Genomic DNA, 22,086 nt, shown 5'->3' on the forward strand with positions numbered 1-22,086 from the left:
TCCTTCAGCGTTGCCGATAAAAAAGGGCGCCGCAGCGCCCTGATTTCTTAAACTTCGATGTCGGCTAAATCGCCTTTTTCTTGCAGCCAGTTACGGCGGTCCTCGGAACGCTTCTTCGCCAGCAACATGTCCATCACGCGCAGCGTCTGCTCCACATCGTCATCGCTGACGGTGAGCTGTACCAGACGGCGGGTGTTAGGATCAAGCGTGGTTTCGCGCAGTTGCAGCGGGTTCATCTCACCCAGACCTTTAAAGCGCTGAACGTTTGGCTTGCCTTTCTTGCGCTTCAGCTGCTCCAGCACACCTTCTTTCTCGTCTTCATCCAGTGCGTAATACACTTCTTTGCCGAGATCGATACGGTACAGCGGCGGCATCGCTACATAGACGTGGCCATTCTGGACCAGGGTGCGGAAATGCTTCACAAACAGCGCACACAGCAGGGTGGCGATGTGCAAACCATCGGAATCCGCATCGGCGAGGATACAGATCTTGCCGTAACGCAGTTGGCTGAGATCGTCGCTGTCAGGATCGATACCGATCGCCACCGAGATATCATGCACTTCCTGCGAGGCCAGCACTTCATCAGAAGACACTTCCCAGGTGTTCAGGATCTTACCTTTCAGCGGCATGATCGCCTGATATTCACGATCGCGCGCCTGCTTGGCCGATCCGCCTGCGGAGTCACCTTCGACCAGGAACAGTTCGGTTTTATTCAGATCCTGGGCGGTACAGTCTGCCAGCTTACCCGGCAGTGCCGGACCGCTGGTGAGTTTTTTACGCACCACTTTTTTCGCCGCACGCATACGACGCTGGGCGCTGGAGATCGCCAGCTCCGCCAGCTGTTCTGCGGCCTGCACGTTCTGGTTCAGCCACAGGCTGAAGGCATCTTTCACCACCGCCGACACAAAGGCCGCACACTGGCGCGAAGACAAACGTTCTTTGGTCTGCCCGGCGAATTGCGGGTCCTGCATTTTTACCGACAACACATAGGCACAGCGATCCCAGATATCTTCCGCTGAGAGTTTCACGCCGCGCGGCAGGATATTGCGAAATTCACAGAATTCACGCATCGCATCCAACAGCCCCTGACGCAGGCCGTTGACATGCGTACCGCCCTGCATGGTCGGGATCAGGTTGACGTAGCTTTCCGTCAGCAGCTCACCGCCTTCCGGCAGCCACAGCAGCGCCCAGTCAACCGCTTCCACATCACCGGCAAAGCTGCCGACAAAGGGTTTTTCCGGCAGCGTCGGCAGGCCGTTTACCGCCTCACACAGGTAGTCGGTCAGACCATCCTGATAGCACCAGCTCTGCTCGGTGTTGTTGACCTGATCTTTAAACACAATCTCCACGCCCGGGCAAAGCACTGCTTTGGCTTTCAGCAGATGGCTCAGGCGGGAAACGGAAAAGCGGGGGCTGTCGAAGAAACTTTCATCCGGCCAGAAGTGTACGCTGGTCCCGGTGTTGCGCTTCGCTACCGTACCGGTAACGTGCAAATCCTGTACTTTGTCGCCATTCTCAAACGCGATGTTGTAGATTTCGCCGTTGCGGCGCACCGTGACTTCAACACGTTTTGACAGGGCGTTAACCACCGAGATCCCCACGCCATGCAGGCCACCGGAGAACTGGTAGTTTTTGTTGGAGAATTTACCGCCCGCATGCAGACGGCAAAGGATCAGCTCAACCGCCGGCACCCCTTCTTCCGGGTGGATATCAACCGGCATACCACGGCCGTCATCAATGACTTCCAGTGACTGGTCAGCATGCAAAATCACTTCAACCCGTTTGGCGTGGCCAGCCAGCGCTTCATCGACGCTGTTATCGATCACTTCCTGGCCCAGATGGTTTGGGCGCGTGGTGTCGGTGTACATGCCAGGACGACGACGTACAGGTTCAAGGCCGGTCAGGACCTCAATGGCATCGGCATTATAACTTGATTGGCTCATCGTAACTGTCTGATTAGCAATATGAATATTGGCACACTACGCAGTTCTCAAGGGTGGTTTAGCCCAAGAAAATCAACAATCTGCGCAAAATGGCGTTCGAATCCGATAAAAGCATGATTGCCGCCCTCTTCGACCGTCTGACGGCACGCGCTGTAATAATCCAGCGCCTGACGATAGTCGAGCACTTCATCGCCGGTCTGTTGCAGCAGCCAGATTAGATCGGGCGCTTCCAGAGGGTCAATCTGCATTACTTTCAGATCGTAAATGTGGCGTGACTCTAACACATATTGCTGACCGGTGTAGGGATTCCGGTTCTCACCGAGATAATCCACCAGCAGTTCAAAGGGCCGAACGGCGGGATTGACCACCACCGCTGGCAGCATAAAACATTGTGATAACCAGGTGGCGAGATAACCGCCAAGCGAAGATCCGACCAGACCCAGCGTCTCACCCGAGTGCTGTAAAACCATATCTTCGAGCATCAGGGCGGCATCTGCCGGGAACGGTGGCAGTTGCGGCACAATCACCTCAACCGCCGGATGGTGTTGCTGCATCCAAAGCTGTAGTTGCGTGGCTTTTGCTGAGAGCGGTGAACTGTTGAATCCGTGCAGATAAATCAGTGCCGCCATCGTTTAGTAGCCCTCAGAGTCAAGATCAGGCCGGAATTCCTCACTTTGCAAACGGTTCACTTCGGTGTGCAAAGTGCCATCCGACTTGAGCGTAAACCAACGCCAGCCTGGCGCCACGGTATCTATGGTGAAGTTAGTACAATGCGGTTTGAACTGCACGCAGGTGGAAGGTGTCGCCAGCACCCGGCGGCCATGCCAGTCGAGATCCAGCTCCTGATGAATGTGACCACACACCAGATTCCGCGCGCGCGGAAAGTTCTGTAGCACCGCTTCCAGTTGGTGAGGATTGCGCAGGCTGTGTTGATCCAACCAGGTACATCCTGAGGCCAATGGATGGTGGTGCAACAACACCAACGTATGCCGTTCCGGGAATTTTGCCAGCGTTTTTTCCAGCCATTCCAGCTGATATTCGCTCAACATGCCATGCGGCACCCCAAACACCTGACTATCCAGCAGCACCAGTTGCCAGTGATCCCCCAGCAGCACATGTTTGTCTGCTGCAATCCCTGCATCGGCCAGCGTGTTGACCATCGCAGGTTGGAAATCGTGGTTGCCCGGCAACCAGACGCAGGGTTTAGGCAGGCGCGCAATGCCCGCCACGAAATGCTGATAAGCTTCGACCGAATGGTCCTGAGCAAGATCACCCGTGGCGATAATCAGGTCGTAATCGCGTTGCTGGGCCTCTATGGCATCCAGCACCGCATCAAAACTCGACCAGGTGTTCACCCCAAGCAGCGATTGGTGTTTTCCCGCGAAAAGATGGGTATCCGTGATTTGTAAAATCCTGATATCGGCCCCACTCGCCGCAGAAAGAGTTAGCAGGCTATCCAAAGCGTTTCCTTAATCTCCACGCCATTGCGCGCATTATACGCTATCAGCAAACGGGCAGTGCCACAGCACCGTGCGCCAGACAATAGCGTAACCAATCCGCAAGGAACTGGTTTATCTGATGTTTTTCATCGCGCTGATGCAGTTTTTTATTAGGGTAATCATAGCGCGCTTTAAAACGATAGATCTGCTGAGTGGAACACACTTCAGCGACCATCGCATCATGGTAGAGCCGTACCGACATCGACGGCAGACTCCAGTAACTCACCGCCGGTGCGACCTGGCGGATTTCCACCAACGTAGTGTAACGGGTGGATTCCTCGATGGTCAGCTGATAACTGGCGCCATTCACCTGATAGGTCACCGAAGCACCTGCCTCATCGCTTTTTGGCAGCAGGCGGCGTAACTGGGCGAAATTGGTTTCGCACAGGCGCATCATTTCGGGAAAGTCAGGGGTATAGCGCTGTCTCATTTTGGCTTCCACTCTTCTCTTAGTTTTTCATGGTGCAACGCCAGCCATTGCAAGGCGATGACAGACGCTGCGTTATCGATAATCCCCTCTTCCACCCAGCGATAAGCCTGTTCGCGGCTCACCACATGGACAAGAATATCCTCATTCTCTTCCTCCAGCCCGTGATTTCCCTCCGCCTGGCTGGCATCCACTTCTCCCACCAGGATCGACAGGCGTTCTGAAGTGCCGCCCGGACTGGCAAGGTAACTCACTATCGGTTTGGTGCGCCCAACCTTGAGGCCCGCTTCTTCAACGGCTTCGCGACGCGCCACCTGCTCCGTGGTTTCACCCGGTTCAATGATGCCAGCCACCATCTCCAGCAGCCAGGGCGTTGCACTGGAGTCAAGCGCCGGGATGCGGATCTGTTCGATCAGCACAACTTCATCACGCAGGGGATCATAGGGTAGCAGTACGGCAGCATGGCCGCGCTCAAAAACTTCGCGTTGCACTTCACCACTCATTTCGCCATTAAAAAGACGATGACGGAAACGATAGCGAACAATGGAAAAAAAACCGTCGTAAAGTGTTTCGCGTGCAATAATTTCTACATCGTTTTTTGTGAAAGTCACAGGGGATTTTTTTTTATCCGCCATCTTCTGGCTCCTTATGCAGATTGGGATGGAGCGAAGAAAAGCCAACCCTTGTGCTCCGTCCGAGTGGTTCTTTCTGAATTATTTACGTAAATTAGAGGAAGAAGGCACGTTCAGCCAACTTATCTGTCGCGCCGTCTCTGCTAGAATCGGCGATTATTTTTTGGCTTACCTGCAGCGCTACCAGTGCAATTTGCTGCAACAAAAGGAATGCAAATGAAAAAACTGCTCCCACTTTTTATTGGACTGAGCCTGGGCGGTTTCAGCCTTGCCAGCCAGGCAGAGAACCTGCTGCAGGTTTATCAGCAGGCGCGTTTAAGTAACCCGACACTGCGTTCTGCTGCCGCCGATCGCGATGCAGCTTTTGAGAAAATTAATGAAGCGCGCAGCCCGTTACTGCCGCAATTAGGCTTGGGTGCAGATTATACCTATAACAATGGTTTCCGCGACAGCAGCGGCCTTCATTCCAACACGACCAGCGCATCACTGCAATTAACGCAAACGATTTTCGATATGTCGAAATGGCGTGCTCTGACGTTGCAGGAAAAAACTGCCGGTATTCAGGATGTCACTTATCAGATCGCCCAACAGGATCTGATTCTGAACACCGCTACCGCCTACTTTAATGTACTGAACGCCATTGATACCCTTTCTTATACCGAAGCGCAGAAACAGTCGATTTATCGTGAACTGGATCAGACAACACAACGCTTTAATGTCGGTCTGGTTGCTATCACCGACGTGCAGAACGCCCGCGCGCAGTACGATAGCGTACTGGCGAGCGAAGTGACCGCCCGTAACACCCTCGATAACGCTGTCGAAGCGTTGCGCCAGATCACCGGCATGGATTACCTGTCGCTGGCGGAGCTGAATATTGACCGCTTCAAAACAAAACGTCCTGATGCCGTCAGTTCGCTGTTAAAAGAGGCTGAAAGCCGCAACCTCAGCCTGTTGTCTGCACGCCTGAGTCAGGATCTGGCGCGTGAGCAAATCCGCTCTGCGGAAACCGGCCATATGCCGACACTGGATCTGACTGCCTCGACAGGTATGTCGAACAGTAAATACGGCGGTAGCCGTGCGAATCAAAGCTCCAGCACTTCTGATTCCATCACCGGTTCTAATCAGGTGGGTCTGAGCTTCTCCCTGCCGCTGTATAGCGGTGGTTCGGTGACTTCGCAGGTGAAACAGGCGCAGTACAGTTTTGTCAGCGCCAGCGAGCAGTTGGAAAGCGCCCATCGCAGCGCCATTCAGACCGTGCGTTCCTCCTTTAACAACGTGAACGCCTCGATCAGTAGCATCGATGCCTACAAACAGGCTGTCGTGTCTTCACAAAGTTCTCTGGATGCGATGGAAGCCGGTTATCAGGTGGGTACACGTACCATTGTTGATGTGTTAGATGCCACCACGACGCTGTATAACGCGAAGCAGCAGTTAGCGGATGCGCGTTATAACTACATGATCAACCAGCTCAATATTAAATATGCGCTGGGTACGCTCAACGAGCAGGATCTGCAACTGCTGAACGGCCAGCTTGGCAAAGAGACATCCACCTCGCCAGAAACGGTAGCGCCGGAAAACTCGCAGCAGGCAGCCAGCGTGGATAATGGTCCTAAAGCGTCTTCTGCATCTGCCGCCGCCAAAGCGCGTCCGGCAGCGGCACGTAGCACCAGCAATCCTTTCAGTAACTAAGCCATTCCGGGGCCGCAAGCGGCCCCTTTCTCATTCAAACGTATAGCTACGTAAAGATCCCCTTACTGCCCGGCCTGTCGCTTCAATTTCCACCACTCATCCCCTATCCTAAGCGTCACCTTTGGGCACAGGATGAAAACAAATGAAACGGACTAAAAACATTAGACATGCCGCTTTTCGCAAAAGCTGGCAGGCGCGCCATTTGACGCCCGTTGCACTCGCGGTAACCGCAGTGTTTATGCTGGCTGGCTGCGAACAGAGCGATGAAACAGTTTCGCTGTACCAGAATGCGGATGATTGCAGCAAGGCTAATCCGAGCCAGAGCGCGCAATGTACCACTGCCTACAACAACGCATTGAAAGAAGCGGAACGCACTGCGCCAAAATATGCGACGCGTGAAGATTGTGTGGCGGAGTTTGGTGAAAACCAATGTCAGCAAACCCCGGCGCAGGCAGGCACCAATGCCGAAGCCCAACAAAGTGGCAGCTTCTGGATGCCGCTGATGGCAGGTTATATGATGGGACGTATGATGGGTGGTGGTGCCGGATTTGCGCAACAGCCGCTGTTCTCGCCCAAAACCCCCAATAGCCCGGCTAACGGCCAGTTTGTTGATGCGTCCGGCAAAAACTACGGTTCCGCCACCTCTGGCCGCACCATGACCGTGCCGAAAACCGCCCTGGCTCCCAAACCCGCGACCACCTCGACCATCACCCGTGGCGGCTTTGGTGAAACCGTAGCGAAGCAAAATACCATGCAACGTAGCAGTGCCACCGGTACCAGCTCTCGCTCGCTGGGAGGCTAAGCCGCACCATGCAACGTATTGCCATTACCGAACGCCCGGACTGGCGCGCAAAAGCCACCGAGTATGGTTTTCAGTTTCATACCATGCACGGCGAGCCTTACTGGTGTGAAGAAGCGTATTATCAGTTTACGCTGGCGCAGGTTGAGCAACTGGAAGACACCACCGCCGAACTGCATCAAATGTGCCTGCAAGTGGTAGAAAAAGTGGTGAACAGCGAAGCGCTGCTCACCCGCTTCTGCATTCCTAAACACACCTGGGATTTTGTGCGTGATTCGTGGAAATTACGCCAGCCATCGCTCTATTCACGTCTCGATCTTGCCTGGGATGGCAAAGGTGATGCCAAGCTGTTGGAAAATAATGCCGACACGCCAACCTCGCTGTATGAAGCCGCTTTTTTCCAATGGATCTGGCTGGAAGATCAGCTCAATGCAGGCAACCTGCCGCAAGGTAGCGATCAGTTTAATAGCCTGCAAGAGAAGTTGATTGAGCGCTTTGCCGCGCTGCATCAACAGCATGGTTTTAACTGGCTGCATTTTGCCTGCTGTCGTGATACCGAAGAGGATCGCGCCACCGTGCAATATTTGCAGGATTGTGCGACCGAAGCCGGGCTACCGAGTGAATTCCTCTACATCGACGAGATTGGCCTGGGTGAAAAGGGGCAGTTTACTGACGTCAATGATCAGGTGATCAGCAACCTGTTCAAGCTGTACCCGTGGGAATTTATGCTGCGCGAGATGTTCTCCACCAAACTGGCAGATGCCGGTGTGCGCTGGCTGGAACCGGCATGGAAGAGCATCATTTCCAACAAAGCGTTGCTGCCTTTGCTGTGGGAGATGTTCCCCAACCATCCTAATTTGTTGCCTGCCTATTTCGCCGATGCCGCCAATGTGCCGCAGATGGATAAATATGTGGTGAAACCGCTGTTTTCACGCGAAGGGGCCAATATCCGTATCATCGAGCACGGACAGGAAATCGCGCGAGCTGATGGGCCTTACGGTGAAGAGGGTATGATTGTGCAGCAGTTCCACCCGCTACCGAAATTTGGTGATAGCTACACGTTGATTGGTAGCTGGTTGATTGACGATCAACCCGCCGGGATCGGTATCCGTGAAGATCGCGCGCTGATCACCCAGGATCTGTCACGCTTCTATCCGCATACCTTTATTGAGTAACTTCATCGCGGCGCCATGTCTCGCGCCGCGATGCAACACGACTTTTATCCCACCTGCACCGACAACATGCTGATGGCACCCATCTCCATTCCTTCCACCGGAATAGAAACGCCTTCATCTTCGTGACGTGCGCCCAGCACATACAACAGCGGCAGATAATGATCCGGTGTTGGGTTCGATAGTTTCGCGCCTTCGTGTTGCAGGTAATTAACCAGCGGATGTGACGTAATTTCACCCTGATAATTCAGGTTATCCAGCACATATTGGTTGAAACTTTCCGCCCACAGGTAGGCTTCGGTAGCGCCTTCCCAACGCAACATACGCAGATTATGTACCACGTTACCGCTGGCAACAATCATCACGCCACTCTCGCGCAATGCGGCCAACTTGCGGCCCAACTCAAAATGCCAGGCGGGAGGTTTAGTCCCATCGACACTCAGCTGTACCACCGGGATATCCGCCTCCGGGTACATTTTTGTCAGCACCCCCCAGGACCCGTGATCAAATCCCCATTCCTGATCGAGATGCACCATCACCGGTGACAGCAGCTCCGCGACTTCCTGTGCCAGCTCTGGTGACCCGGGGGCCGGGTAGCGCACATCAAACAGCGCCTGCGGAAAGCCACCGAAATCGTGGATGGTGCGTGGATTGCTCATCGCCGTCACCGCAGTGCCGCGGGTGTACCAATGCGCCGAAACCGCCAGGATGGCGCGTGGGCGCGGCAAAGTCGCCCCCAGTTTCTGCCAGGCTTGGGTATAGCGGTTATCTTCCAGTACGTTCATCGGGCTGCCGTGACCAAGAAACAGGGCTGGCATGCGGGTGTTGCTCATGATTAATCCTCTGACAAAAGTGCCGATTTATTAATCATTACGATACGCTGATTTACTTCAGGATTAACGCTGATAACCATGATGATCTTTATCAGAGAATTTGAATGAAAAAAAAGGCCGGATCATCGATCCAGCCTTTTTCTCAGTCCACGCAGCTTAGCTGGCGTGACGTGTTTCATGCTGACGGCGATACGCCACCAGATCTTCAATCGTCACCACAGGCATATCATGCTGTTTAGCAAACACAATCGCTTCTGGCGCATGGGCCATGCTGCCGTCATCATTGGTCAGTTCGCACAGTACGCCGGCAGGTTTGAAACCCGCCAGGGTGACCAGATCGATGGTCGCTTCAGTGTGACCACCGCGTGCCAGCACGCCGCCTTCACGGGCGCGCAGCGGGAAAACATGGCCAGGACGGTTCAGGTCACTCGGTTTCGCATTATCAGCAATAGCAGTACGGATGGTGGTGATACGGTCTTTGGCGGAAACACCGGTCGTCACACCCTGTGCTGCTTCGATGGTCACGGTAAAACCGGTGCCGAATGAGCTGGTGTTGTTGTCCACCATCATCGGAAGGTCGAGTTGCTGACGGCGTTCTTCGGTGAGGCAGAGGCACACAATCCCGCTGCCGTGGCGAATCGTCAGCGCCATCTGCTCAACGGTCATGGTTTCAGCGGCAAAGATCATGTCGCCTTCATTTTCACGATTTTCATCGTCCAGTACCATCACACCGCGACCATTACGCAGTGCCTCGATAGCACGTTCTACACGCTGTTCCGGCGTGCCAAATTCAGAAAGTAGCGTCTGATTCATGGTAAAAAACCTTTATTTAAAAAATATGAGTTACCAGAATCAGGGCGAGCTTAGGAGTGCGTTTAAAACACATGGCAATAACGTGACACGGGCATAGCCCGTTTGATGTCGTTACCCTCTCCCATCCGGACTTTAACCGTCGGCCCCGGAATTACACCGGATCTGCTGACCTTTCACTTTGCAGCGAAAGCGCTCGCGGGCTTTCAGCCGAAGCTGATTTACCGCCGGTGGGGAATTTCGCCCCGCCCTGAGAATAAGCGAAGTCACTATAACGCCAATCACCTGGTCGGGCAATCAACAAAAGCGCAAATGCTTTTGCATTTCCTGCGGTGCAGATTTCAGGTTTAACCTTTTCGTTTCTGGCATTACACTTAATGCTTATTAAGACCGAATACGCGCTGTCATCGGCCCCCGTAACCAGGAAATTATCATGATCGACACGAAAAAAATTGAACAACTGGCCCGCCAGGTGCATGAAGCCATGCCGAAAGGCATTCGCGAATTTGGCGACGATGTCGAAAAGAAAATTCGTCAGGTTTTGCAGGCACAATTAACCCGTATGGACCTGGTTAACCGTGAAGAGTTTGATGTGCAGACGCAGGTGTTGCTGCGCACCCGTGAGAAACTGGCCGCGCTGGAACAGCGTCTGGCCCAACTGGAAAGCCGCAGCGCGCCACCAGCCGCCGATGTGGTTAAGCCAGAAGAAACAAAATGATCAATTAAAAAACCGTAGCGGCGCGATTTATCGCGCGTCTTTGACTTTAACGCATTCAACAATACGCGCGATAAATCGCGCCGCTACGTGACATCAGGCAGTTTAATGGCTGCGAATAGTTTTGATGATATTGGTGGTGGAGATACCATCTTCAAAGTTAAGCACCCGCACGTCGCCGCCGTTGGCCCACACTTCTTTGCTACCCGCGATATCTTCTGGCTTGTAGTCGCCACCTTTCACCAGCAGGTCTGGCAACACTTCAGCGATCAGACGCTGCGGCGTGTCTTCTTCAAATGAGACAACCCAATCTACCGCTTCCAGTGCGCCCAGGACGATCATACGGTTTTCCAACGGGTTAACTGGACGCGTTTCGCCTTTCAAACGTTTGGTCGAAGCATCGCTGTTGACGGCCACAATCAGACGATCGCCCAGCTTGCGGGCATTGGCCAGATAAGATACGTGCCCGGCATGCAAAATGTCGAACACGCCGTTAGTCATCACCACTTTCTCACCACGCTGACGCGCCTGCGCCACCGCCGCTTTTAACTGCGCTTCGTTCATCACACCAAAGCCGCTATCCGGGCGGGCGTGAATGGCGTTTTCCAGCTCGACAGTGCTCACGGTTGAAGTACCCAATTTACCCACCACGACACCGGCCGCCGCGTTCGCAAGGAAACAGGCATCTTCGAGGCTTTCACCCGCCGCCAGAACCGCCGCCAGCACGCCAATTACCGTATCACCGGCACCGGTCACGTCGTACACTTCCTGCGCCTGAGTGGGCAGATGCAGTGGTGCTTTACCCGGCTGCAACAAGGTCATACCGTTTTCAGAACGGGTCACCAGCAACGCGGAGAGATCGTAATCCGCCACCAGTTGCATACCACGGCTGACGATCTCTTCTTCGCTTTTGCACTTACCCACCACCGCTTCAAACTCTGACAAGTTCGGCGTCAGCAGCGTCGCCCCGCGATAGCGAGCGAAATCGGTGCCTTTCGGGTCGATCAATACCGGCACTTTAGCTTCCCGCGCCAGTTGGATCATGGTCTGAACGCTGTTCAACGCCCCTTTGGCATAGTCAGACAGTACCAGCGCGCCCGCCTGTGCCAGTGACTGGCGCAGACGTTGATGGATCGGCTCAGGATCAACCTGTTCAAATCCCTCTTCAAAATCGAGACGGATCAACTGCTGATTACGCGACAGGACGCGCAGTTTGGTGATGGTTGGATGGCTTTTAACCGCCACAAAATCGCAGTCCACTTTCACCTGCTGCAACGTGTTACTCAGCACACGCGCCGCATCATCTTCGCCGGTCAGGCCGATCAGGCGTGAAGCCGCCCCCAGCGCTGCAATGTTCATCGCAACGTTGGCCGCGCCGCCAGGACGCTCCTCCACGGTATCCACTTTCACCACCGGTACCGGTGCTTCAGGCGAGATACGGCTGGTGGGACCATACCAGTAGCGGTCTAACATCACGTCACCGACAACCAGCACAGCGGCCTGGTTAAATGCGGGCAGTGTTACTTTCATTCCAGAGACTCCAGACTGCGATAAAAATAGTGCGCGGATAATAGCACAGATGGCTTAGTGTTCCGCGCTGTCAGATTCAGCCCCAGCCAACCAGCGCTGCCAGCTGGCGTTGACCGTCGCGCGCTCTGCCGCGAAGGCTTCCGGCTCCACATGGCCGGGTAACTCCTGCAACGCCAGATGATGCAATGCATCACGCAGCGTGACATAGGCATGCGTCAGCGCACGCGCTTCCTCTTCCGGCATAATGTCGTGCTGCGCCATCAGCTCAAAGATACGCACATTATCTGACCAACGGGTCAGCGCTGGCTGCCGGGCGGCGTAGCCTAAGACAAGATATTGCGCGATGAATTCAATATCGGTGATACCACCTTCATCGGTTTTAATTTCCCAGCGCCCTTTATGTTTGTTGCTGAGATGCGCGCGCATTTTTTCACGCATTTCACGTACGTCTTTCTGTAGAGTATCGGCATCACGCGGCAAGCAAAGAATGCCGCGCCGGATCTGATTAAATTGCTCGCACAACGCCGGTTCGCCAAACACAATACGTGCCCGCACCAGAGCCTGATGCTCCCAGGTCCAGGCTTCATTACGTTGATAATCATCGAAAGCAGCGAATGTGCTGACCAACATCCCGGCCGCGCCTGATGGACGCAGGCGTGCATCCACTTCATACAAAATGCCTGAAGAGGTCCGGGTGCTAAACAGATGCATCACACGTTGCGCCAGACGCAGATAAAACTGGCGGCCATCAATCGATCGTTCTCCATCGGTGACCGCATCGTCCGGGCAATCATGCAGGAAAACCAGATCGAGGTCTGAGCTATAACCCAGTTCCCAACCGCCCAGCTTGCCATAACCGACAACCGCAAAACCGCGCTCGTTGTCGTTACTCAGATGCGACGGGCGGCCATAGCGCTGCACCATCATGTTCCACGCTTGTTGTACCACTGATTCGATGATCGCTTCGGCCAGCCAGGTTAAGTGATCACTCACTTTCATAACCGGTAGCGTTTCGGCGATGTCAGCTGCGGCGATACGCAGATGCTGCGCCTGCTTAAACTGACGCAATGCTTCCAGTTGCTGCTCTTCATCGTCGGTGGGAATACGCATCAGATACTGACGCAACTCATCGCGATAGGCATCCGTCGCGGTGGGTTGATACAACGTTGCCGGATCGAGCAGTTCATCCAGCAGTAACGGATAGCGCGCTAACTGGCTGGCAACCATGGGCGAAGCGGCACACAAGCGAATCAAATGACGCAACGCACCATGATATTCCGTCAGCAGTTCGAGATAGGTACTGCGCGTCAGCACGCCGAGCAGCAGCGGTGTCAGGCGATTGAGGAGCACCGCCGCATCATTGCGCGGACACACCTCGCTGAGCAGACGCGGCATCAGTTGATCAAGCGCCTGACGACCGCGCGGCCCAATGGTACGGCGGCCCACATCCAGGCGAAAGGCATTTAACGCCTCAAACAGCGCATGTCGCTGTGTTTCATCCAACTGCGGCACCAGCACGGCCAGCTCACTTTCTTCCAGCGAGTCCTGCCATAACACCGCGAATTCCGCCAGTTCACGCTGATCATCAATATCGGGTGTATCATCACCAATCAGTTCATCGAAGATGGCGCGGACACCGGCCATATGCCGTTCAAGCTGGTTAATGAGCGCTGTCCAATCCGCCATCCCCATGCCCCAGGCCAGACGCTGCCGATCCAGTGCATTTTCCGGCAGGGTTTGAGTCTGTTCATCATTCAGGCTTTGCAACAGGTTTTCCAGGCGGCGTAAAAACAAATAGGCCTCACGCAAATGCCCCACCTGCTGTGCCGTCAGTAAACCCAGCTCACCAATGGCTGACAGCGTTGGCAGCAAGGAACGCAGCTGAAGTGAACGCTCACGCCCACCGCGAATCAGTTGGAATACCTGAACAATAAATTCGGTTTCACGGATACCACCCGCACCCAATTTAATATTGTCTTTCAGGCCACGACGGCGCACTTCGCGCGCGATCATTCCCTTCATGTTGCGCAGCGACTGAATGACGCTGAAATCAATATAGCGGCGATAGACAAAAGGCCGCAGCATCTGCTGCAACTCCTGGCTCCAGCGCCCCTGGTCATCGCCCATCAGACGCGCTTTAACCATGGCATAGCGTTCCCAGTCACGTCCCTGTTCCTGATAGTAATCCTCCAGCGCCGCAAAACTCAGCACCAGTGGACCGCTGTCACCAAACGGACGCAGGCGCATATCCACACGATAGACAAAGCCATCCACCGTGGGTTGATCGAGTACTTTGATCAGACGCTGGCCCATACGAGTAAAGAACTGGGCATTATCGAGTTCACGCCGGCCACCGCGCGTCACGCCATTTTCTGGCCAGGCGAAAATCAGGTCGATATCTGAGGAAAAGTTGAGTTCGTTGCCGCCCAGCTTGCCCATGCCGAGAATCAACATCGGCTGAGCTTCGTCAGCGGCATTGCAGGGGGTGCCGAAGTCGCGGCAGCAATCCTGCCATACCCAGTCGCGTGCGGCCGTAATCAGGGTTTCGGCCAGTACGCTCAGTTGTTGCAGGCTCTCACTGGTGCTGGCCTGTTGCAGGCACTGCATCCAGGCAATTCGCACCAGCATGTGACGGCGAAACAGGCGTAGCTCGCGCATCAGGTCGCTTTCGTTACCGATGCCCGCCAGCGTGTCATTAAGCCACGCGACGTAGTGTTGCCACTCTTCAGGCTGGGGAGGTTGTTGTTGCAACTGCTGCCACCACTCAGGGTGCTGTTGCAGGTTGTCGACAATAAAGTCACTGAATGCGAGCGCGCCTGCCTGTTCAGGGGTCAGTGCGTCTGGCGACAGACCTAATTTGTCTGCCGCACTGTTCAGTTGCGCCTGCATCAGCGCGGATAACGGTAACAACATCTCCCCTCCCTGAATTTGTTTTGTGTCGCGTTAACGCGATACGCCGCTATTGAGCCAGAATGGCACCTGTTTAACCGCCTGATTCACTAAGGTATTCAAACCACGTTCCTGCTGGATATGGATAGCGTGCTGCAATGTCTGCCAGGATGACATCCAGTTGTTAACCTCTTCTGCCGGATAGGCCCCTGCCAGCAGATGGACCGCCAGCAACTGACGATTAAGGCGAGTGGCTTTATCCTGAAACTCATTAAACAACTGCACATCAACAAACGTTTCTTTCAGGTCGGCGGCGATGCGGCTCAGCATAATGTCGCTGAAGCGCTTGAAGGAACCCTGCAATTTGCTTTTGTACTTATCATCCAACCAGTTTTGCCACTGTGATTCGACCAGCCAGTGAGTAAGCGCTAACTGAGCTTCTACAGAGGCAAGAGAAAAACCGAGTTCCTGAGCCTCCTGGTCGTCATTCGTCAGCACCTCTTCGATGCGCGTCAATTTCTGACGCAAATCGCTGCTGGCCTTGCGCGGTACCAGCGCGCCGAACAGTGAAAATGTCTGACGCAGCGCGTCCAGCGCTTCCAGAACTGACGTTTTTGCTGCCGGGTTACCTCGCAACCAGACCTCTTCATGGTATTGCCAGTGATTCAGCCCCGCAGACAAAGCGTTGATCATCCCCTGCTCCACCGTCGCTTTTGCCGGTATCTTCAACAGCGGAAAGGTCCGCAATAGACGGGGTGGATTACCTTGTGCCAATTGATAGCCGCGGGCGGCTTTACTCAGGCTGCCAAGACGTAATCCCCCCATATCAATCAGCTTTGCAGCGAAACTCAGGAGGTCCGCACGGCAACCTTGTTTCAGCTCCAGCTCCACTTCATACAGCGGTTCACTGAATTCACCGGCAGCAACCTCACCACGATCAAACGCCACTTCTATTTCACTGTCAGCAAATTGCACCAGCCACATCTCACGCTGGAAATGGGTGCTGAATAACGGTTCCAGCCGCTGCTGTAGTGCAGCGACATCGGTGCCTTGCGGCCAGATTTCGGCTGGCAGCAGCGCGATGTCCAGGTCTGGCGCATCAAGATCCACGTTATATTCCGGGCGCTGGTGCAAACCACCCACGGTTTTGCCGGATGTTTTAAGTGTCATTTCATAGCGTTGATCAACGCCACGAATGCGCAGTCCCATATCCCAGCGACGCAACTGATTGTCATCGGTTTCAAAATAGATGTTGGTCAGTTCGCGTGCCGCCACATGTTGATGGGGCATTGCCGCCAGGGTGGTGGCAAGTTTTTCGGCCGCTTCTGGCGTGGCAATGAACTTTAATTCGATTTCGATGGTCATAATTTTTTTGAATACGCTGCTGGCACGTTAAGAAGTTAATCTGGCGAAGAGTAATGCACTGAATGCGCGCTGTCTTGGGTTTCTTTTGCTTTTACGACCCTTTTCGCACCAGATTGAGACCAGGATAGTTCTCATTCAGATTTATGGGAAGCCTCTCCAGACTGTGCCAGTGTTTTTACGCCTTTACCAAACTTTGATATCGAATGAAAAAAATTACTTTTGCCGCTCTTTCTTTGCTGGCTTTCAGCGCCATCTCGACAGCCCATGCTGCCGAAAAGCGTTATATCTCCGATGAATTATCCACCTGGGTACGCAGCGGGCCTGGCGATCAATATCGTCTGGTTGGCAAGCTGAATGCCGGGGAGGAAGTGCAGTTGCTGCAAACCAACACTGACTCCCAGTATGGTCAAATCCAGGACTCACAGGGTCGTACTACCTGGATTCCCCTGTCACAGCTGAGTACCGACCCCAGCCTGCGTACCCGTGTGCCACAGTTGGAACAGCAGGTGAAAGATCTCACCGATAAGCTGCAAAACATCGACAACAGCTGGAACCAGCGTACGTCGGAAATGCAAAATAAAGTGGCCAACAGCGACAGCACCATCAACGATCTGAAAGACGAAAATCAGAAGTTGAAAAACGAGTTGATCGTCGCGCAGAAAAAAGTCAGTGCCGCCAATGTCCAGTTAGATGACAAGCAGCGCACCATCATCATGCAATGGTTTATGTATGGCGGTGGCGTGTTGGGTGTCGGTTTGCTGCTGGGTCTGGTACTGCCGCATATGGTGCCGCGTCGCAAAAAGAACAATCGCTGGATGAACTAAGCACCTTCTTGTTCTTTTTCTTTAGGGGATCGTAAGATGCCCCTTTTGGCATGTCCGAATTTTGGCCAAACTATGTAACAATTAAAGTCAGATGCGTGGATGGCACGCGAAGGCAGTTGACCTCTGGAGTAGTTGAGTGAAGACGTTTCTGGTCGGTGGCGCGGTGCGCGATGCGCTGTTGCGTTTACCGGTAAAAGATAAAGATTGGGTGGTGGTCGGCACTACGCCTGATGCGATGCTGGCGCAGGGCTATCAGCAAGTTGGCCGGGATTTTCCGGTTTTTTTGCATCCGCAAAGCCGTGAAGAGTATGCGCTGGCACGGACTGAACGTAAAAGCGGCAATGGCTACACCGGCTTTGTGACCTGGTTCGCCCCTGACGTCACGCTGGAGCAGGATCTGCAACGGCGCGATCTCACCATCAATGCCATCGCTCAGGCAGACAACGGTGAGTTGATCGACCCTTACGGTGGTCAACACGATCTGGCCAATCGAACCCTGCGTCATGTCTCTGCAGCTTTTAATGAAGATCCTCTGCGCGTATTACGTGTGGCGCGCTTTGCTGCCCGTTTCGCTCACCTCAACTTTCGCATTGCCGAAGAAACCCAGGCGCTGATGCGCGATATGACCGCCAGTGGCGAACTGGCACACCTCACGCCAGAGCGCGTCTGGAAGGAAACGGAAAAAGCGCTGCTGACACGTAATCCGCAGGTTTATTTCCAGGTGCTGCGCGACTGCGGTGCCTTGCAGGTGCTGTTCCCGGAACTGGATAACTTGTTTGGTATTCCCGCACCCGTCAAATGGCATCCGGAGATTGATACCGGCATCCATTCGCTGATGACGTTAACCCTTGCCACGGCGCTCTCGGATGAGTTGGATGTCCGTTTTGCCACCCTATTTCACGACGCAGGCAAAGCGGTTACGCCGCGCGAAAAGTGGCCGAGCCATCACGGTCACGGCCTGGCAGGCGTTCCAATTGTGGCTGCGCTGTGCGAGCGCTTACGCGTCCCCAATGCGATTCGCGATTTGGCGCTGATCGTCGCCGAATTTCACGATATGGTGCACACCATTGAGCGGCAGTCGGCCGAGATGTTGGTTACGTTATTCGATCGCGTCGACGCCTGGCGCAAGCCACAGCGTGTGGAGCAACTGGCGCTGACCAGTGAAGCTGATGCCCGTGGTCGTGCCGGTCTGGAGAGCAACGCTTATCCGCAGGGAGATTATCTGCGCAAGGCTTTTGCCCTGGCACAGGCCGTACCAACCAAAGCGGTGATTGAGGCTGGATTCAAAGGGGCAGAAGTACGGGAAGAATTAACCCGTCGGCGCAGAGTCGCGGTGCAGGAAGGATTGATCGATACGCGGCCAGCCTGAGCTGGCCGCGCAAGGTCTTACATAAACAGCATGTAAACCACGCCCGCAATAATAAAGCGGTAGATGGCGAATGAGACAAACGAGATACGTTTAATCAGTTCCAGGAAGGCTTTGATCGCAATCAGCGCCACCACGAAAGCGGTCACAAAACCGACGGCGAACATCGGCAGATCCTGCATCGTCAGAAAACTCATACTCTTGTAGAGATCCAGCGCCGTTGCACCCATCATCATCGGCACCGCAAGAATGAACGAGAACTCCGATGCCGCATAGCGGCTCACACCCATCAGCATACCGCCTGAGATGGTTGCACCAGAACGTGAGAAACCAGGCCACAGCGCCAGACACTGGAAGCAACCAATCATGAATGCCTGGCGGTAGGTGATATCGTCAATCCCGACCGCTTTCGGCTGCTTAGGTTTGAGCAGTTCCGCTGCCAACAGCAGCACGCCTCCGACCACCAGTGCATACATCACGTTGATCGGGTTAAACAGGGTTTTGATTTGATCGTGCAACACCAGACCAACCACCACCGCCGGGACCATACCCAGCAGGATATGGATCAGGGTCAGATGACCTTTACCCGTACCTTCATGTTTGACTTCACCAAAGTGAATACCGATTAAGCCAAAGAGCCGACGCCAGAACATCACCACGACAGCAAGAATGGAACCGAGCTGAATCACCACTTCAAAGGTTTCGGCGGTTTCACCCTCAAAGCCTAACAGGTGGCCAACAATAATCATGTGGCCAGTGGATGAGACCGGTAAGAACTCGGTCAGACCTTCCACTATCCCCAGGATTGCAGCTACCCAAAGCTGATGAATATCTGCCATCAACATTTTCCTCTATCCGTTTTAAACAGTAAAAAGGCGGTCGCATCTGCTTACCGCCTTAAATTATGCCTGCGCCAGTCTGAAGGAAACCTTAAGGTTTCCGGCAACTAAGCCGCACTAAGCGCGGCGGCTGCAACTAAGACACACCATAATTTGGTTTGGTTTCATTGTGATGGCAATCACATCGGATTTATTTAGGAATAGTCCCGCGCTCAATACGCACGCCAACCGTTGCTGCCTGCGCTACAGCCCCCGGTTTGCCTACACGGATGCGTACGCCGGGCGTTTTGAAACGGTTCATCAACAGATCCGCAATTTCTTCTGCCACGCGTTCAACCAGGGCAAAACGCTGGCCGTTAAGATGGTTTAAAATAGCTTCGGTGACGTCAGCATAGCTGAGGCAATCATTAACATCGTCGCTGGCAGCCGCCTGACGGTTGTCCCACGCCATTTCGACATCGAGCACCAGCTTCTGCTGCATGCCCTGCTCCCAGTCGTAAACGCCAATGGTGGTGAACACGGTGAGTTGCTCGATAAATACGATATCCATGATGTAGTCTCTGTTTTTGGCTATGCCGGATACCACTTCCGGCGGATTATGCGTATTATCCACACTTACCGATAACAAAACGACCCTACAGGAACGGTATGGAACTATGAGTGCTATCGCGCTTGGTATGATTATTTTCGCGTATCTTTGCGGCTCCATTTCCAGCGCGATACTGGTATGCAAACTCGCTGGCCTGCCCGATCCGCGCACCCAAGGCTCCGGGAATCCGGGCGCAACAAATGTGTTGCGCATTGGCGGGAAAGTGCCTGCGGCAGCTGTGCTGATCTTCGATATCGCCAAAGGTATGTTACCCGTTTGGATTGCTTATCTGTTGCATGTTGCTCCCCTCTATCTTGGCCTGACGGCCATCGCCGCCTGTCTCGGTCACATCTATCCGGTATTCTTTCGTTTTCGCGGCGGTAAAGGCGTGGCGACGGCATTTGGTGCCATCGCACCGATTGGCTGGGACCTGACCGGGTTGATGACCGGAACCTGGCTGCTGACAGTGCTGCTGAGTGGCTATTCTTCACTGGGTGCGATTGTCAGTGCGTTGATCGCGCCGTTTTACGTCTGGTGGTTTAAGCCACAATTCACCTTTCCAGTTTCGATGCTTTCCTGCCTGATTTTGTTACGCCATCACGACAACATTCAGCGCCTGTGGCGCGGCCAGGAAAACAAAATCTGGAAGCGGAAAAAGAAGACGAAGGAATAAAAAACGGCACAATTTCTAATAACCGCTAGGTATTGGCAGTATTTCATAAGTGATAATTCCTGAGGGCGTTAAATGTGGCAGGTAGCAAATGGAGGATCTGTGATGAGATCCGATAGAAAATGGCATCCCTTATTCCTGAGTACAGGACCAGCCTTACTCATCTTAAACACGCTGAAAACCGTGCTGCTATAGATGTCATATTATTCTGGATTTGACCCTATATATCCAGACGCCTTTTCTCTCTTACGGTTGTGATAACTTTCTACGTATATATTCCTTCGGCGAGCGATATCCCAGCGCGCTGTGCGGGTGATGTTCATTGTAATGACTGAACGCCACCGTCAGGTTCATCAGCGCCACCTGGCTGTCTGGCTTTGGCATCACGCTGATGTAATCCCGCTTTATCGTCTTCACGAAGCTTTCTGCTATGCCATTACTTTCCGGGCTGCGCACTGCGGTCGTGCAGGGCTCAAGCCCCAGCATTCGTGCGAACGCCCGCGTTTCATGCGCTCTGTAGGCTGAACCGTTGTCTGTCAGCCATTCCACCGGTTCTGACGGCAGATGCTGGCCGAAGCGTTTTTCGACCGCGCCCAGCATGACGTCCTGTACCGTTTCTTTATCATAGCCACCGGTGCTCACTGCCCAGTCGATGATTTCCCGATCGCAGCAGCCCTGTGCGAAGGTTACCCGTAGCTTTTCACCATTGTCACAACGGAACTCAAAGCCATCTGAACACCAGCGACGGTTGCTCTCATTGACCGACACGCGTCCTTTATGTGCACGCCTACGCTGAGGATCAGCGGGTTTGCGCTCCAGCAGCAGGTGGTGAGTCCGCATGATCCGGTACGCGCGTTTTGCGTTAACAACAGGAAGCGCGTCCCGTTCCGACTGTCGTCGCAACAATGCCCATATGCGGCGATAGCCATATGTGGGCAGTTCCGCCACCATTGCATGTATCCGGGATAACACGGCCGTATCATCAAAGCTGGCCTGCAACCGGCTATCCTGCCAGTCCGGTGAGCGGTTGACCCTGAGACTCAGCTGCGCACGCGACACACCAATACTGCGGCAGACGTCGTTTATTCGTCTTCCCCAGGCAACAAGGGCGCATGAGCAATCCATTTTTTTGTCCGGCCGAACTCCACGGCTTCTTTCAGTATCTCGGCTTCCATCGTTTTTTTGCCCAGAAGACGCTGAAGTTCGCGGATCTGCTTATTGGCAGCAGCAAGTTCGGAAGCGGGAACAACTTCTCCGCCTGAAGTCACGGCGTTCAGTGAGCCGTCTTCATACTGCCTGCGCCACTTGAAGATCTGATTAGCATTGATACCGTGCAGCCGCGCGACGTGAGACACGGTCATGCCCGGCTCCATAGTCTGCTGAATAATAGCTATTTTTTCCTGCGGAGTGCGGCGCCGACGCCGCTCAGGCCCTGATAACACTTCAACCATCTTATTATTCTGACTGGTGTTAAACATAGTTCCAAGACTACCTC

The 22,086-nt window shown here is 54.0% G+C and carries 20 protein-coding genes and 1 riboswitch; of the genes, 7 read left to right on the top strand and 13 right to left on the bottom strand.

Annotated elements, in window-relative coordinates:
* Nucleotides 1-47: 47 nt before the first annotated feature.
* The 5 genes from parE to nudF are packed head-to-tail and all read right to left on the bottom strand — an operon-like array spanning nt 48 to nt 4,504.
* Nucleotides 48-1,943: a DNA topoisomerase IV subunit B gene (gene parE / locus AC6I8N_RS17145; protein ID WP_021183451.1), complete on the bottom strand. Its 1,896-nt coding sequence runs from the start codon at nt 1,941-1,943 to the stop codon at nt 48-50.
* Nucleotides 1,944-1,990: 47 nt separating this feature from the next.
* A complete protein-coding gene (gene yqiA, locus AC6I8N_RS17150; protein WP_021183452.1) occupies nt 1,991-2,572 on the bottom strand; it encodes an esterase YqiA in 582 nt (193 codons plus the stop codon).
* Nucleotides 2,573-2,575: 3 nt separating this feature from the next.
* Entirely contained in the window at nt 2,576-3,403 is an 828-nt protein-coding gene (gene cpdA / locus AC6I8N_RS17155; protein ID WP_208723591.1) for a 3',5'-cyclic-AMP phosphodiesterase, read from the bottom strand.
* A 43-nt stretch (nt 3,404-3,446) separates the two neighbouring features.
* Complete coding sequence (locus tag AC6I8N_RS17160) at nt 3,447-3,872, bottom strand: DUF1249 family protein (protein ID WP_013510528.1); 426 nt, start codon at nt 3,870-3,872, stop codon at nt 3,447-3,449.
* A complete protein-coding gene (nudF, locus tag AC6I8N_RS17165; protein WP_021183454.1) occupies nt 3,869-4,504 on the bottom strand; it encodes an ADP-ribose diphosphatase in 636 nt (211 codons plus the stop codon). Before nudF ends, AC6I8N_RS17160 begins: the two co-directional genes overlap by 4 nt.
* A gap of 213 nt (nt 4,505-4,717) precedes the next feature.
* On the opposite strand from nudF, the gene tolC reads away from it, so the two are divergent.
* The 3 genes from tolC to AC6I8N_RS17180 all read left to right on the top strand — a co-directional run bounded on the left by tolC (nt 4,718) and on the right by AC6I8N_RS17180 (nt 8,164).
* Complete coding sequence (gene tolC / locus AC6I8N_RS17170) at nt 4,718-6,190, top strand: outer membrane channel protein TolC (RefSeq protein WP_021183455.1); 1,473 nt, start codon at nt 4,718-4,720, stop codon at nt 6,188-6,190.
* A 142-nt stretch (nt 6,191-6,332) separates the two neighbouring features.
* Nucleotides 6,333-6,992: a DUF1190 family protein gene (locus tag AC6I8N_RS17175; RefSeq protein WP_021183456.1), complete on the top strand. Its 660-nt coding sequence runs from the start codon at nt 6,333-6,335 to the stop codon at nt 6,990-6,992.
* 8 nt (nt 6,993-7,000) lie between these two features.
* Nucleotides 7,001-8,164 carry a glutathionylspermidine synthase family protein gene (locus tag AC6I8N_RS17180; RefSeq protein ID WP_021183457.1) on the top strand — a complete coding sequence of 388 codons (1,164 nt, stop codon included), beginning with the start codon at nt 7,001-7,003 and terminating at the stop codon, nt 8,162-8,164.
* A 44-nt stretch (nt 8,165-8,208) separates the two neighbouring features.
* On the opposite strand, the gene ygiD is transcribed toward AC6I8N_RS17180, so the two are convergent.
* Together ygiD and ribB are read right to left on the bottom strand one after the other, a co-directional pair.
* A complete protein-coding gene (ygiD, locus tag AC6I8N_RS17185; RefSeq protein ID WP_497829549.1) occupies nt 8,209-8,994 on the bottom strand; it encodes a 4,5-DOPA-extradiol-dioxygenase in 786 nt (261 codons plus the stop codon).
* Between the two features lie 156 nt (nt 8,995-9,150).
* Entirely contained in the window at nt 9,151-9,807 is a 657-nt protein-coding gene (gene ribB / locus AC6I8N_RS17190; protein ID WP_497829550.1) for a 3,4-dihydroxy-2-butanone-4-phosphate synthase, read from the bottom strand.
* Between the two features lie 109 nt (nt 9,808-9,916).
* Nucleotides 9,917-10,066, bottom strand: a riboswitch (FMN riboswitch).
* 171 nt (nt 10,067-10,237) lie between these two features.
* Here ribB and ubiK point away from each other — a divergent pair.
* Nucleotides 10,238-10,522 (top strand): ubiquinone biosynthesis accessory factor UbiK, encoded by a 285-nt coding sequence (ubiK, locus tag AC6I8N_RS17195; protein WP_021183460.1) that lies wholly within the window; start codon nt 10,238-10,240, stop codon nt 10,520-10,522.
* 102 nt (nt 10,523-10,624) lie between these two features.
* Here the strand turns inward: ubiK and hldE are convergent, their stop codons facing one another.
* From hldE to AC6I8N_RS17210, 3 genes are read right to left on the bottom strand one after another with little or no spacing between them, the layout of a single operon-like run.
* Nucleotides 10,625-12,049 (bottom strand): bifunctional D-glycero-beta-D-manno-heptose-7-phosphate kinase/D-glycero-beta-D-manno-heptose 1-phosphate adenylyltransferase HldE, encoded by a 1,425-nt coding sequence (hldE, locus tag AC6I8N_RS17200; RefSeq protein ID WP_021183461.1) that lies wholly within the window; start codon nt 12,047-12,049, stop codon nt 10,625-10,627.
* A gap of 54 nt (nt 12,050-12,103) precedes the next feature.
* Nucleotides 12,104-14,962: a bifunctional [glutamate--ammonia ligase]-adenylyl-L-tyrosine phosphorylase/[glutamate--ammonia-ligase] adenylyltransferase gene (gene glnE, locus AC6I8N_RS17205; RefSeq protein ID WP_497829551.1), complete on the bottom strand. Its 2,859-nt coding sequence runs from the start codon at nt 14,960-14,962 to the stop codon at nt 12,104-12,106.
* Between the two features lie 30 nt (nt 14,963-14,992).
* The gene (locus AC6I8N_RS17210; RefSeq protein ID WP_497829552.1) at nt 14,993-16,303 is read right to left on the bottom strand and encodes a CYTH domain-containing protein; all 1,311 of its coding nucleotides are present in this window, start codon (nt 16,301-16,303) and stop codon (nt 14,993-14,995) included.
* A gap of 203 nt (nt 16,304-16,506) precedes the next feature.
* Here AC6I8N_RS17210 and AC6I8N_RS17215 point away from each other — a divergent pair, with 203 nt between their 5' ends.
* Together AC6I8N_RS17215 and AC6I8N_RS17220 are read left to right on the top strand one after the other, a co-directional pair.
* Nucleotides 16,507-17,127, top strand: a complete 621-nt coding sequence (locus AC6I8N_RS17215) for a TIGR04211 family SH3 domain-containing protein (protein WP_021183464.1) — start codon at nt 16,507-16,509, stop codon at nt 17,125-17,127.
* 136 nt (nt 17,128-17,263) lie between these two features.
* Nucleotides 17,264-18,496 (top strand): multifunctional CCA addition/repair protein, encoded by a 1,233-nt coding sequence (locus AC6I8N_RS17220; protein ID WP_497829553.1) that lies wholly within the window; start codon nt 17,264-17,266, stop codon nt 18,494-18,496.
* Between the two features lie 17 nt (nt 18,497-18,513).
* Here AC6I8N_RS17220 and bacA read toward each other — a convergent pair whose 3' ends face one another.
* Complete coding sequence (gene bacA, locus AC6I8N_RS17225; protein WP_021183465.1) at nt 18,514-19,332, bottom strand: undecaprenyl-diphosphate phosphatase; 819 nt, start codon at nt 19,330-19,332, stop codon at nt 18,514-18,516.
* 190 nt (nt 19,333-19,522) lie between these two features.
* Entirely contained in the window at nt 19,523-19,882 is a 360-nt protein-coding gene (folB, locus tag AC6I8N_RS17230) for a bifunctional dihydroneopterin aldolase/7,8-dihydroneopterin epimerase (protein WP_036625522.1), read from the bottom strand.
* Between the two features lie 106 nt (nt 19,883-19,988).
* Between folB and plsY the strand changes: the two genes are divergently transcribed.
* Nucleotides 19,989-20,594, top strand: coding sequence for a glycerol-3-phosphate 1-O-acyltransferase PlsY (gene plsY, locus AC6I8N_RS17235; RefSeq protein WP_497829554.1), 606 nt, complete (start codon nt 19,989-19,991; stop codon nt 20,592-20,594).
* Nucleotides 20,595-20,837: 243 nt separating this feature from the next.
* On the opposite strand, the gene AC6I8N_RS17240 is transcribed toward plsY, so the two are convergent.
* A protein-coding gene (locus AC6I8N_RS17240) for an IS3 family transposase (protein ID WP_497829555.1) occupies nt 20,838-22,042 on the bottom strand; the annotation gives its coding sequence in 2 pieces (ribosomal slippage) (nt 20,838-21,724 and nt 21,724-22,042; 1,206 coding nt in all).
* Nucleotides 22,043-22,086: the final 44 nt, after the last annotated feature.

This window comes from Pantoea sp. X-Soil-TKNS-1279, from assembly GCF_059730565.1.